The sequence below is a fragment of the Lentilactobacillus otakiensis DSM 19908 = JCM 15040 genome (assembly GCF_001434145.1).
GTDB lineage: Bacteria > Bacillota > Bacilli > Lactobacillales > Lactobacillaceae > Lentilactobacillus > Lentilactobacillus otakiensis.
Genome location: NZ_AZED01000005.1, coordinates 180,307 through 192,343 on the forward strand (window position 1 = coordinate 180,307; position 12,037 = coordinate 192,343).

Here is a 12,037-nt window from a genome sequence, read left to right on the forward strand (position 1 = left end):
GGTAATTCAATGGCACAATTTAAGTTAATCAAGGGCGACATCACGACGATGCATGTTGACGCGATCGTCAATGCTGCTAATACAGCGCTGAGCGGCGGTGGTGGTGTTGACGGGGCAATTCACCGGGCAGCCGGTCCTCAGCTTGACGAGGCCTGCAGGAAGCTCAATGGATGCCCAACAGGGGAAGCAAAAGTGACACCGGGATTTAATCTCCCAGCTAAATTTGTGATTCACACCCCGGGGCCAATTTGGCACGGCGGGCACAGTAATGAAGCGCAATTGCTGCGAAACTCGTATGTTAACAGTTTGAAGCGGGCAGTTGAAAATGGCTGCCAGACAGTTGCGTTTCCGTCGATCAGCACAGGTGTTTATGACTATCCACTGGATCAGGCGGCCAAGATCGCGATTGATGCGATTAAAACCTTTGAGGCGCCACTCGACGTCACGATGGTGGCGTTTGATTCGGGAACTTATGATGCATATGAAGCTGAACTGAACCAACAAAAATAGTCAGAAAAAGCTCGAAATCGTTGATGAGCATCAACAACTTCGAGCTTTTCTAGTTTAGCGACAGATTATCATTGACTTTAAATGAGAAGCACATTAGAATTTTATTAATACTAGCAAGTTACATCAACATGTAACGTTCAGAAGGAGTGTGTTAAATGAATGGAGAATTAACTGTTCCAGCAGCAACAAAAGACACATTACCCACCGTTTTTGGATACATAGGAATTGGCTTGGCTTTCGGCATCGTCGGCAAAGCCGCGGGATTAAGTCCACTACTAGTGACACTCATGTCCATTATTACATACGCTGGATCGGCACAATTTGTGGTTGTCAGTTTACTGGCAGCTCATAGTCCGATTCTCTCAATTATTTTCTCGGTTTTCCTGGTCAACTCACGGATGATTTTGATGAGTACGACTCTGGCACCTTATTTTAAGCATGAAAGTATGATTAAGAACATTTTGGTGGGCAGTTTGTTGACCGATGAAAGTTTTGCCCTGGGGATGAATAAGCTCAATTATTCTGATAATCATTTGAATTTTCCGTGGTTCAATACAGCTAATCTGCTGGCCTACATGACTTGGATTCTCTCTTCGCTGGTTGGTGCCGTGCTCGGAAATTTCATCAGCAACCCTGAAAAATTCGGCTTGGATTTTGCCTTGGTTGCTATGTTTATTGGCTTGCTCTATCTTCAGTTGATTAGTGATCGTTCGATCAAGTTCAATCTCCAATTAATCGTCGTCGGTTTCGTATTGGTCGCAATCTACTTTGGACTCATTTTTATTCCAAGCAGTTTGCTAATCTTGTTGGTTACCCTGGTAGCCTGCACTTTTGGGGTGGTGATGAAACATGCCTTCTTTTAATTTTGTACTGCTCACGATCGTGGGAACCGGCCTGGTTACTTGGATATCAAGAATCACCCCATTTGTTCTGTTGAAAAAATTCGAATTATCAAAAGGGGTTGTTGAATTCCTGAGTTTTGTACCGATTGCGATCATGTCAGCACTATGGTTTGAAAATTTGTTTATTCAGCACATCGGCCAACTGCCGTCGATTGAATGGGGGAACTTCCTCGCCTCAGTGCCAACGGTTATTGCAGCAATTATTTCCAAAAATTTATTAGTCATTGTCATTGTCGGTGTTATTTCTTTGGGGGTTATTCGGTTCGTTTTTGGCCTATAAATAATAAAATGCCAAGCACGATCATGATTCACGTGCTTGGCATTTTTGAGGTTCTGTTTAATTTCGGCCTTCATTAAAGGATTCCAGTCCTTCACTGGCAATAAAGTAAACCAGGATCAGTGCAGCAACTGAATCGGCCCACCACCAGTTGAACAGAGCGGTTAGCAATCCACCAATCAAGACGGTTCCGGCCATGTAGGCGCAGGTGATGTTGCACATTCCATCTTCGACCAGAGCATCAGAATGCAACGCCTTACCAAGCGCGCGTTTCCGAAGAGTCAAAATTGGCATCAGAACGACTGATGCAATGGCGATGGCAATCCCAGAATAGCTGGTGTCCGCCGCCGAATGGGCGAATAGATTGAACAGCGATACTGCGGTGACATATACCGATAATAGCAGTAGCACGGAGCCAACAATCAGTGATGATCGTTTTTCGGCATGTTCAATTTCTGCGGGACTGGCACCGTTATTTTCTTTTTGCAGTCGCCAAATCAAGGTGCTGCCAGAAATGATTTCTAGAAAACTGTCCAATCCGAATGCAATTAGCAGGATTGAACCAGCCTTTAGTCCTGAATAGAAGCCGACAACGAATTCGAACGCCATCCAAGCCGTGGAAAAATATTCTGTGCGGAGACTTCGATCGATTAATACTTGAGAATTTGTGTTACTGGCCATGTTTTTTACCCCTTATGACGTGATCGGCATGCTCGAGCATTTCGTTAATGACATCGAGAATGTGGGGATCATCTAATTGATAGTAATTTGCTTTACCAACGCGATGGGATGACACCAGTTGATGCTTTCTCAACAGCGCAAGTTGATGGGAGACGTACGATTGCTCCAACCCCAGTAAGCTTCCCAGTTCAGTGACGTTGAGTTCTTGCTGCTCCAAGACCTTAAGCATTTGTAAACGGTTTGGATTGCTCAGCAGCTTAAAAATCCGTTCCGATTCGGATAAATGACGAGCGTCGATGAGAGAGATTTCTTGTTGAGAATTTGAATTATCAACCATATATGTCATTCCTTTCATATGAATATTATAACATATGTATATGATTATGCAAAAAACTGGAACCCACGTTGGGTTCCAGTTTTTGATTGTTTTTGTAAGCTTATTTTGACAGAATGTGCTGCCTAAGCCAGATTTCTCCGCTTAGTACGCACTCTAAAGTGATGGATCAATCATAATCTTCACCTGAGATTTGTCAGTTGATAATGCTTTAATACCATCTTCCAAAGCATTGTCCAAACTAACTTTCTTGGTAACAACTTGCTTGAACAGATCCTTATGGTTATCAATAATGCCTAAAACGTTAGGGAATGAGTTGTTGTAGCAAAGGGTGGTAATAACATCCTTGCCTTGCATAATCAAGTCATCGGTCATGTTCATGGTAACTGGCTTTGCGTAAAGGGCAACCACTTGAATGATACCTGTTCGCTTAGTTACCTTGAGAGCTGAGTCAAAGGTTGCTTGAACACCGGCACATTCGAAGGTAATATCAACCCCGTTTGGCAAGTCTTTCTTGATAATCTTTTCAACATCGTCTTGACTTGGATCCAAAACATGCTCGATGCCCAATTCCTTGGCTTTATCCAAACGGACTTTGGAAACATCGACGATATAAACGTGGTTCGCACCAGCAATTTTAGCTAAAACGGCTTCCAGCAAACCAATTGGGCCGGCACCCATAACAGCAACGTTTTGGCCTTCACGTAAATGACTCTTCTTAATGGCTTCGTAAACAACGGCAGTTGGTTCTGCCAGTGCACCTAACTCGAAGTCCATGTCTTTAGGCATCTTGTGAGCAAAGACACCTTGAACGTTGGCAAATTCTGCCATTCCGCCATCTTCTGAGAATCCTAAGAAGTTTCCGGCGCCATCAGTTGAAACGGCTTTGTTACAGAAGTTGTAGTTTCCGGCACGACAGTTTTCACATTTTCCACAAGCAAGTAATGGTTCTACGGCAACATGGTCACCTACTTGCAGGTCATCAACGTCTTTACCAACTTTGACAATTTCACCTGAGAACTCATGGCCTAAGGTGATTGGAACGGTTTTACCAGTTAATGGATAAGGCACGGTTGGCAAACCCCAACCTTCGAGGTAGGCGTGTAAGTCACTCCCACAAATTCCACAATATTTAACTTTAATTTGAACTTGATCATCCTTTGGTTCTGGGATCTCTACGTTTTCAACACGGATATCTTTCTCACCATAAATACGTACTGCTTTCATGTTATGACCTCCTAGAATGAAAAACTTCTTACCATCAACAACCTAAGTTTACACCCATGTGAAACCGCCTACAATAATGAATGCAATAATTTAATATTACATTCACAAACAACGCAATTAACGTTGAAAAGTGTTGCTATTATAGGCATGAAAAGGTTATCATTAAATGTGTATATTTTATTAGCAAGCGATTGAAAAAGGCTTAATTTTGGAGGAGATTATCATCAAAATAATTAAGTGTGCAGACACCAGGGCAACTCATGAAAGCTACGTTTTTCCTGCTCAATTGAATAACAGTCAAATTCAGTTTGGTGGAGAAACCTTGCGAATTTTGGATGCCAACGCCGGTTTAGCGGGTGTGAAATTTCTTCCCGGGAACCTCTCGTTTGTGACGGCTGGCTATGACCACGTGCAATTCCTATCGCCAGCTCAACCCAATGAGATCCTGACGTGTATTTCGTATGTGACTGGCAGTCATAAACGGGCAGTCGAAGTGTTTACCAAATTTTTGACGACCGATACCAAGACCAAGGAAGTCAAGGTGGCTTTTATCGCTTTTTGCACTCTGATTGTCACTAATGACATGAGCGAAATTCATTTTCCAAAATTAATAGCCGAGTCAGATGAAGAAAAATATCTGCTGGGCAGCTATGGCGAACGTCTAAAGGAACGTAACGCTGAATTGGCAGATAATAAGGCAATTATTTCCCATTTGAACTTAAAGTAAGCCTATCAGGAGTTGATTCATGTATATTCATTCACACAATGGTAAGATAAATCTAGATAGAGTAATTTGGAGGTGTTGGATATGTATGAAACAATTTTGGTTCCGGTTGATGGTAGTGATAATGCGATGAAGGCTGTGGAAGAAGCAGCTGCTTTGGCAAAGTCTTTTGACTCCACATTACAGATTGTCTCGGTTGCCAGTGACCAACGATACGTTCAGTATGGGGTCACTCTGGGTCAAGACGTGATGGAGTCATTCCGTGAACGGGCAGACGAAATTTTGGATGACGCAAAAGAAATTGCCGAGAAAAAAGGCGCCAAAGTTGAAACCCACTTTGTTGTCGGGGTTCCAAAAATTCAAATCTCAAAGGAATTACCTGAAAAGTACGGTGCCTCGTTGATTGTCATCGGAAAATCAGGTGTTAACGGACTCTCCAGGGCAATCCTGGGATCCACGACAGCGTATGTTGTTCGACATTCAACTGTCAATGTAATGGTCGTTGATTTTAAAAAATAGTATGTAACGAGACCCGGTTAGACCCCGCCGAGTAGGCTAGGCATTTGATGGCCGTCGGAGTATAAGCGAAGGCAGTCAATGATGAACGTAGTGTGTTCGTCGTTGACTGCCTTCGTTTATACAGTAGGGGTCTGGGTCGTCGCCAAGTAGGCTAGACAGGCTTTCCGCCGGTCGTTGGCACATAACTCAAAAGCAGAAGGCCAAACCACGACAAACCAATTCCCATTCACTTACACTTCCCCCGGAATCTTTCACTTTCCTAACGATTCTACATAAAGCCAGCAGTCCAATTCCACAAATGTTACAATAATTCTAAATTAATCTGAAAAGATGTGTGATATGGACGCGAAATTAACAAATAAAATGACCTGGCTTCAAATCCTGTTGGTGGTGGCCTTCTGTTTTCTGGCTGCTTTTTTCTGTCAGCACAATGATGGCCTGTATCATCAGACGATTTATCAGGTCGATCAGGTGCAAAATGGTCGGGCGGTTAAAATGACCGATGAATTTCAAAATGTCGATCATTACCACACTCAGCAGCTATACGGGACGATTACCAACGGCAAGCATGCGGGCCAAAAACTCCATATTAAAAATTCTTATTCTGACTCTCATGCAATGGATCACCAATATACCAAAGGTCAAAAACTCTTTATCACTGTACATACACAACCTAAGCTGCACGCAACGGTGAAGGACATTAAGCGGGACGCGCCAATCGCCTTTTTATTTGCGATTGCCATCAGTCTGTTGTTTGTGATTCTCAAATTACGGGGAGTCACAGTAATTTCCAGCATTTTGATCAATACGATTCTGTTCTGGCTGGCAATTAAGATTGATCACAACAATAATGGTGCAGCGGTTATTTTGATTTTTAGCATTTTAGCTGTTATTTTCTGCTTCGTGACGCTGATACTGGTTATGGGTTGGAGCAAAAAAATGCTAGTCACGCTTTCTGCTGTACTTTGTGCGACGGCGGCCACAATTTTGATTACGCTCATCGTTTTTGGGGTGACTCAAGAACGGGGCGTCTATTATGAGTCAATGCAATATGTCACTCAGCTGCCAAAACCGTTGTTCATTGCTGAAGTGCTGATCGGTGTTCTGGGGGCCGTCATGGACGAGGCTACTGATATTGTCGCCTCATTGGCGACTTTGAAGCAAGAGCGGCCGCAGCTTAGTCGAATGGATATTTTTAAATCTGGTCGACAAATTGGTAAATCAATTATGGGGCCGCTGATTAATGTCTTGTTCTTTATTTTCATGGCTGAAACTTTGGCGATGACTTTACTTTACCTGAAGAATGGGAATACTTGGCACTATTCGTTTTCGATGAACATGTCCTTGGGGATGACCTCCAGCTTAATTAGCGGCATCGGGATTGTTTTGACAGTGATTTTGTCGAGTGCCTTTGCCGGACTTTGGATTAAAGGAGATGAACGCTGATGGGATCAATTACTGCATTGGGGCTGGTCTTACTGGTTCTCATGATTATCGTGGGTGGCAAACAAGGGATCACTTCATTTTTGAGCATGGTGGTCAACTTTGGCATTCTCTTTTTTACGATTGTTCTAATTGCCTTTCATCTCCCACCCATTATTGTGACAATTGTTTCCAGCGTGATTTTACTTTCAATTACAATTTTTTGGAGCAGTGCCAGCGATAATGCTTCGACGACTGCTTTTCAAGCCTCAGTTATCGTCTTAATTTTGATTGTTGTGATTATCATTCCAATTGAGTATTGGGCTCAAGTCGGTGGCTTCGGTTTGGAAGACAGCGAAGAGCTTGAAGGCCTATCGACATACGTTGGAATTAATTTCACTAAAATTGCGATAGCGACTGCGATCTTGAGTTCCTTGGGAGCAGTTGCGGAAGCGGCCATTGCCATCGCGTCGGGGTTGGATGAAATTGTTTCCCAACACCAAGCCATTACGAGCGGTCAACTATTCGTCGACGGGACGGTCATCGGCAAGCAAATCATTGGAACTGCCGTGAACACACTGTTTTTCGGCTTTTTTGGCAGTTCGCTGGCTTTGTTCATTTGGTTCTACGGGCTCAATTATTCATTTGGGGAAATTTTAAATGATAAAGTTTTTGCTGCCGAATTAATTGCGATTGTCGTTTCATTGATTGGCGTGGTGACCACGATTCCAATCACAACTTGGATTATGAGCTTTAAGTTGAAACGGCTTCACAAATCGCAGCTGAAGGAATAGTTGTGCTTACCTAATAAATTGATTATATTTAAAGCACCATGTATTTGACGAGGTGATCGCGAATGATCGAGTTTACCAACGTTTCTAAAAAGTTTGACGGTCAATTTGCATTAAAAGACCTAAATCTCACCATTGATGATGGTGAGCTTTTTGTGTTGGTTGGACCTTCTGGAAGTGGGAAGACCACGCTTTTAAAAACTATTAATCGATTAGTCGTCCCAACCAGTGGCATTGTGAAAATTGATGGTCAAAATGTGGCCGACAGTCATTTGCAAAAACTCCGCCGCCACATCGGCTATGTCTTGCAGACAGGCGCGCTATTTCCCAACATGACCATTGAACAAAATGCTTCAATCCAGCTTGATAATTTGGGTTGGGGAGTTCAAGAAAAGCATGCTCGAATTGTTGAATTAATGACCAAGGTTAATTTGGATCCGGATCAATTTCTTAATCGCATGCCCAGTGAATTGTCAGGTGGTGAAGCCCAACGTGTCGGAATTGTGCGGGCGTTGGCTGCGCGACCCAAACTGGTATTGATGGATGAGCCTTTTAGCGCCTTGGATCCGGTTTCCCGGCGACAGTTGCAGAAAATTATTTTGAATCTCCATAAACAAATTGACACGACTATTGTCTTTGTGACCCATGATATGCATGAAGCCTTTTTACTTGCAGATCGGCTGGCCGTGATTCATAACGGCGTTTTACTTCAGGAAGGCGAGCCGAATTATTTGATGGCCAATCCCGCCAATGAATTCGTTAAACGTTTTTTTGATGTGGACAATTCAGGTGACCAACTGCTCAAACAGGTTATTAACTCCGGCTTGGGCCGGCATCTGGCCAAGGGCGACAACGTTATTCGCCTTCAAAACAGTCAGACGGTTTACGAATGGGCTGGACTACTGGAGAAGAATCCTGGTCAGCTGATTTCGGTTGATGGCGAAGTTCTCAGTCAAGGCGATTTAATTTCCTATATCGCGGACTTGGGGAAGGAGCCTGCAAATGGTTGATGAAGTCAGTACCTACATTAGTAAAAATGCCGGCGCCATTATTCAAGCGCTTTGGCAGCACGTGGAAATTTCATTAATTGCGATTATCATCACGATTGTGATTGCCATTCCACTGGCAATCGCGCTGGTTAATCGCCCTAAGATCGGCGAAGTCATTTCTCAATTAGCCGGGGTGATTCAAACGATCCCCAGCTTGGCGGTATTAGGAATTTTGATTCCGTTTGTTGGGATTGGGATCGTGCCAGCGATTATCGCCTTGGTTCTGTACGCAATTATGCCGATTTTCCAAAACACATATGCTGGACTGACCCATATTGATCCAGTGTTGTTGGAAGCTGCCGATGCGCTGGGCGTCACGAAGCGCTTCAAGTTATTCCGAATTGAGCTGCCGCTTGCGATGCCAATGATCCTTTCGGGGATTCGGATTGCGACTGTTTTGGTGATTGGAACGGCGACACTGGCTGCTTTGATTGGCGGCGGTGGCCTGGGAACCTACATTCTGTTAGGAATCCAGACCAATAACAACGCCGCCTTGATTGTGGGTGCAGTATTGTCTGCAGTTCTAGCGTTACTAGCAAGTTGGTTGATTAAGGCGCTTTCCAAAACTTCCTTCAAAAAATTGGGGATCGGCGTTTTGGCCATCCTTGTGTTCGGCGGTGGCGTGCTTGGCTGGTCACTCTTTGACAAGCCTGCTCAAACCATCACCATTGCAGGGAAAATGGGTGGTGAGCCCGAAATTCTGATTAATATGTATAAGGACTTGGTCGAGCAGGATAATCCGCGGACGAAGGTTCAACTCAAACCCAATTTTGGTGGCACCAGTTTTTTGTTTAAGGCGCTGCAAAGCGGCCAAATTGACGTGTATCCAGAGTTTACTGGGACGGTTCTTCAATCGCTGGTTCATTCACCCAAAAAGGTCGATCCCAGTCCTAAGTTGGCGTATCGCGATGCCAAGGTCGCATTAAATCAGAAATTTCATCTGCATTATTTAAAACCAATGGCTTATCAAAATGGTTACGCAATCACGGTTAGAAAAGCGACTGCTGATAAATATCATTTGCGGACGATCGCTGATTTGCAAAGGGTCGGGAACCGCTTGAACGGGGCATTTGATCCGGACTTTTACCAACAATCTGATGGCTATCCCGGTCTGCAGCAGGCCTATCAGTTTAAGCTAAAATCTGCCCGGACGATGGAACCGTCGCTGCGATATGTTGCTTTAGCGGACGGTCGGGTGGACGTGACCGATGCGTACACCACTGATCCGCAAATCAAGGAATACCATTTGGTCGTGTTGAAGGACTCCAAAAAATTCTTTCCACCATACCAGGGGGCACCTATGATGACCAATGAGTTTGCCAAGAGTCACCCTGACGTGGTCCGGTCACTGAGTCGTTTGTCCGGTAAAATTACGACCAGTGACATGCAGGAAATGAATTACCAGGTAACCGTTAAGCACCGCAATGCTGCGGATGTTGCGAAAGAATATCTTCAGGCACATCATCTCTTAGATTGAAAAAAGGAACTCGGCATTTTGTCGAGTTCCTTTTAAAATTAGTTGTTTGCTTATTTTCTAACTTGACCGTTACCTCGGATAACATATTTGGTAGTCGTCAATTCATTCAATCCCATCGGGCCACGGGCGTGCAGTTTCTGGGTACTAATCCCAATTTCTGCGCCAAAGCCAAATTCAAAGCCGTCAGTGAATCGAGTTGAAGCATTCACATAAACACAGGCCGAATCGATCTTGTTGAGGAATTCTTGACCGCTTTGATAATCATCAGAAATAATGACCTCAGAGTGTCCAGTTGAATACTGATTGATGTGATCGATGGCTTGTTGCTCATCGTCAACCACTTTAACTGCCATGATCAAATCGTTGTATTCAGTTGACCAGTCCTCTTCAGTAGCAGGGACGATTGACGAGACAATTTTTCGGCTGGTCGTATCGCCGCGAAGCTCGACCCCGTGTTCTTCAAGGGCTTTGGCGATAGCTGGCAGCATGGTTTCCGCCACGTCTTTATGGATCAGTAGCTTTTCAGCCGCATTACAGACGGATGGTCGTTGAACTTTCGCATTAACGACAATATCGATGGCCATTTGTAATTCAGCGTTTTTATCAACGTAGATGTGACAGTTTCCGGCACCGGTTTCGATTACCGGAACCGTGGCATTCTTTACAACAGCGTTGATTAAACCAGCACCACCACGAGGAATTAACACATCGACATATTTGTTGAGATGCATGAGGTCGTTGGCAGTTTCATGACTGGTATCGTGTAGAATCTGGATTGAATTTTCATCTAAACCGTGCGTTTTCAAAACATCTCTTAGAACTTGGGCGAGGGCAAGATTGCTGTTTAAGGCTTCCTTACCGCCACGTAAGATAACTGCATTACCACTCTTAAACGTCAGGGCAGAAGCGTCAACGGTGACATTTGGGCGGGCTTCAAAGATCATGGCGATGACTCCTAATGGCACGCGTTTCTTCTCGATGTTTAGGCCGGCGTCGTTTTGCCAACCTTTGTCGATATTGCCAATTGGGTCAGGCAAAGCAGCCACTTGGCGGAGTCCTTCAGCCATATCATTGATCCGTTGTTCGGTTAACTTGAGTCGGTCGGTGAATTTAGCCGGCATATCAGTGGCGTTGGCCAGATCTTTTTGGTTGGCGGTTAGAATGGTGTCAACGTTTGTACCCAATGCTTCCGCAAAAGCGTTGAGAATCTTATTTTTAGTGACCGTATCCATTAGATTTAATTTGTAAGCGGCAGCTTTGGCATTCTTGCCAATTTCGAGTAATTTGTCATTCATGAGCTACACTCTCCTTTTGAAAGATTGTTCCCACACTTTTTCCGGCTAAGATTTTGAAGATAATTCGTGGATCGGCACCGTTAGCGAGAACCATCATGCGATCTTCATCCAACATGCGCTTAGCAGCCAACAGTTTGGTTTGCATGCCACCAGTTCCAAAGCGGCTGCCAGTGCCACCGGCAACGCCAAACTCGTTTTCGTCAATCTGGTTTACAGTACTGATGAGGTTGGCATCAGGATACTTGTTAGGATTTTGATCATAGAAACCGTCGACATCAGACAAGACGATCAGCAGATCGGCGTCAACGTGGCTGGCAACAATTGCCGATAGCTGATCGTTATCACCAAAGGTGGTCTTATGGTCCAACTCATCAGTGGCCACCGTATCGTTTTCGTTGACGATGGGGATGACGTTGTCCCGCAGCAGACAATCAAAGGTGTTCATAACGAATTGATTGCTTTTGGGATAATCGAAAATGTCGTGGGTCAGCAGCACTTGGGCAATGTCAGTGAGGTAATGGTCAAAGCGTTGAGTGAACAAAGTCATCAGTTCAGATTGGCCAATGGCAGCAAGTGCTTGCTGCGCGCCGATCTCGGTTGGCCGTTTTTTAAGATGCATTTTATTCAAACCAACCCCAATGGCACCAGAAGAGACGAGAATTAGTTCTTTACCTTGATTGTTCAGTGCACTCAAGGTGTATGCCAATTCATCAAAAGTCTTCAGATTCACCATTCCGTTTGGGTGGATCAGGCTACTGGTTCCTACCTTGACCACGATTCGATTTGCGTTAATGATTCGTTTGTCCATCTTATTCACCCCATATTTTTG

The 12,037-nt window shown here is 44.3% G+C and carries 14 protein-coding genes; 9 read left to right on the forward strand and 5 right to left on the reverse strand.

Annotation, left to right across the window (positions count from 1 at the left end; translation table 11 throughout):
- Window positions 1-9: 9 nt before the first annotated feature.
- The 3 genes from FD05_RS02475 (at window position 10) to FD05_RS02485 (ending at window position 1,692) form a co-directional block, all read left to right on the forward strand.
- Window positions 10-510: an O-acetyl-ADP-ribose deacetylase gene (locus FD05_RS02475; protein ID WP_020281263.1), complete on the forward strand. Its 501-nt coding sequence runs from the start codon at window positions 10-12 to the stop codon at window positions 508-510.
- A gap of 155 nt (window positions 511-665) precedes the next feature.
- Window positions 666-1,373 carry an AzlC family ABC transporter permease gene (locus FD05_RS02480; RefSeq protein ID WP_020281262.1) on the forward strand — a complete coding sequence of 236 codons (708 nt, stop codon included), beginning with the start codon at window positions 666-668 and terminating at the stop codon, window positions 1,371-1,373.
- Window positions 1,360-1,692, forward strand: a complete 333-nt coding sequence (locus tag FD05_RS02485) for an AzlD domain-containing protein (RefSeq protein WP_039932908.1) — start codon at window positions 1,360-1,362, stop codon at window positions 1,690-1,692. The genes FD05_RS02480 and FD05_RS02485 overlap by 14 nt, the downstream gene beginning before the upstream one ends.
- Window positions 1,693-1,749: 57 nt before the next feature.
- Here the strand turns inward: FD05_RS02485 and FD05_RS02490 are convergent, their stop codons facing one another.
- From FD05_RS02490 to FD05_RS02500, 3 genes are all read right to left on the reverse strand, one after another.
- Complete coding sequence (locus FD05_RS02490; protein WP_039932906.1) at window positions 1,750-2,370, reverse strand: cation efflux transmembrane domain-containing protein; 621 nt, start codon at window positions 2,368-2,370, stop codon at window positions 1,750-1,752.
- On the reverse strand, window positions 2,360-2,707 hold the full coding sequence (locus tag FD05_RS02495) for an ArsR/SmtB family transcription factor (RefSeq protein ID WP_020281259.1): 348 nt from the start codon (window positions 2,705-2,707) through the stop codon (window positions 2,360-2,362). The genes FD05_RS02490 and FD05_RS02495 overlap by 11 nt, the downstream gene beginning before the upstream one ends.
- Window positions 2,708-2,860: 153 nt before the next feature.
- Window positions 2,861-3,931: a 2,3-butanediol dehydrogenase gene (locus FD05_RS02500; RefSeq protein ID WP_020281258.1), complete on the reverse strand. Its 1,071-nt coding sequence runs from the start codon at window positions 3,929-3,931 to the stop codon at window positions 2,861-2,863.
- Window positions 3,932-4,139: 208 nt separating this feature from the next.
- Between FD05_RS02500 and FD05_RS02505 the strand changes: the two genes are divergently transcribed.
- The 6 genes from FD05_RS02505 (at window position 4,140) to FD05_RS02530 (ending at window position 9,913) form a co-directional block, all read left to right on the forward strand.
- On the forward strand, window positions 4,140-4,658 hold the full coding sequence (locus FD05_RS02505) for an acyl-CoA thioester hydrolase (protein ID WP_223602570.1): 519 nt from the start codon (window positions 4,140-4,142) through the stop codon (window positions 4,656-4,658).
- Window positions 4,659-4,739: 81 nt separating this feature from the next.
- Complete coding sequence (locus tag FD05_RS02510) at window positions 4,740-5,174, forward strand: universal stress protein (RefSeq protein ID WP_020281256.1); 435 nt, start codon at window positions 4,740-4,742, stop codon at window positions 5,172-5,174.
- A 330-nt stretch (window positions 5,175-5,504) separates the two neighbouring features.
- On the forward strand, window positions 5,505-6,620 hold the full coding sequence (locus FD05_RS02515) for a YibE/F family protein (RefSeq protein ID WP_039932903.1): 1,116 nt from the start codon (window positions 5,505-5,507) through the stop codon (window positions 6,618-6,620).
- Window positions 6,620-7,390, forward strand: coding sequence for a YibE/F family protein (locus tag FD05_RS02520; protein ID WP_020281254.1), 771 nt, complete (start codon window positions 6,620-6,622; stop codon window positions 7,388-7,390). The genes FD05_RS02515 and FD05_RS02520 overlap by 1 nt, the downstream gene beginning before the upstream one ends.
- 62 nt (window positions 7,391-7,452) lie before the next feature.
- Entirely contained in the window at window positions 7,453-8,397 is a 945-nt protein-coding gene (locus tag FD05_RS02525) for an ATP-binding cassette domain-containing protein (RefSeq protein WP_020281253.1), read from the forward strand.
- Complete coding sequence (locus FD05_RS02530; RefSeq protein ID WP_020281252.1) at window positions 8,390-9,913, forward strand: ABC transporter permease/substrate-binding protein; 1,524 nt, start codon at window positions 8,390-8,392, stop codon at window positions 9,911-9,913. The genes FD05_RS02525 and FD05_RS02530 overlap by 8 nt, the downstream gene beginning before the upstream one ends.
- Before the next feature lie 50 nt (window positions 9,914-9,963).
- On the opposite strand, the gene FD05_RS02535 is transcribed toward FD05_RS02530, so the two are convergent.
- Together FD05_RS02535 and proB are read right to left on the reverse strand one after the other, a co-directional pair.
- Window positions 9,964-11,208 (reverse strand): glutamate-5-semialdehyde dehydrogenase, encoded by a 1,245-nt coding sequence (locus FD05_RS02535; protein WP_020281251.1) that lies wholly within the window; start codon window positions 11,206-11,208, stop codon window positions 9,964-9,966.
- Window positions 11,201-12,016 carry a glutamate 5-kinase gene (proB, locus tag FD05_RS02540; RefSeq protein ID WP_020281250.1) on the reverse strand — a complete coding sequence of 272 codons (816 nt, stop codon included), beginning with the start codon at window positions 12,014-12,016 and terminating at the stop codon, window positions 11,201-11,203. Before proB ends, FD05_RS02535 begins: the two co-directional genes overlap by 8 nt.
- Window positions 12,017-12,037: the final 21 nt, after the last annotated feature.

Coding starts and splice junctions, on each gene's coding strand:
- FD05_RS02520 (WP_020281254.1), top strand. CDS start 6,620: ATGGGATCAATTACTGCATTGGGGCTGGTCTTACTGGTTCTCATGATT.
- FD05_RS02495 (WP_020281259.1), bottom strand. CDS start 2,707: ATGGTTGATAATTCAAATTCTCAACAAGAAATCTCTCTCATCGACGCT.
- FD05_RS02525 (WP_020281253.1), top strand. CDS start 7,453: ATGATCGAGTTTACCAACGTTTCTAAAAAGTTTGACGGTCAATTTGCA.
- FD05_RS02530 (WP_020281252.1), top strand. CDS start 8,390: ATGGTTGATGAAGTCAGTACCTACATTAGTAAAAATGCCGGCGCCATT.
- FD05_RS02510 (WP_020281256.1), top strand. CDS start 4,740: ATGTATGAAACAATTTTGGTTCCGGTTGATGGTAGTGATAATGCGATG.
- FD05_RS02535 (WP_020281251.1), bottom strand. CDS start 11,208: ATGAATGACAAATTACTCGAAATTGGCAAGAATGCCAAAGCTGCCGCT.
- FD05_RS02515 (WP_039932903.1), top strand. CDS start 5,505: ATGTGTGATATGGACGCGAAATTAACAAATAAAATGACCTGGCTTCAA.
- proB (WP_020281250.1), bottom strand. CDS start 12,016: ATGGACAAACGAATCATTAACGCAAATCGAATCGTGGTCAAGGTAGGA.
- FD05_RS02485 (WP_039932908.1), top strand. CDS start 1,360: ATGCCTTCTTTTAATTTTGTACTGCTCACGATCGTGGGAACCGGCCTG.
- FD05_RS02490 (WP_039932906.1), bottom strand. CDS start 2,370: ATGGCCAGTAACACAAATTCTCAAGTATTAATCGATCGAAGTCTCCGC.
- FD05_RS02500 (WP_020281258.1), bottom strand. CDS start 3,931: ATGAAAGCAGTACGTATTTATGGTGAGAAAGATATCCGTGTTGAAAAC.
- FD05_RS02480 (WP_020281262.1), top strand. CDS start 666: ATGAATGGAGAATTAACTGTTCCAGCAGCAACAAAAGACACATTACCC.
- FD05_RS02475 (WP_020281263.1), top strand. CDS start 10: ATGGCACAATTTAAGTTAATCAAGGGCGACATCACGACGATGCATGTT.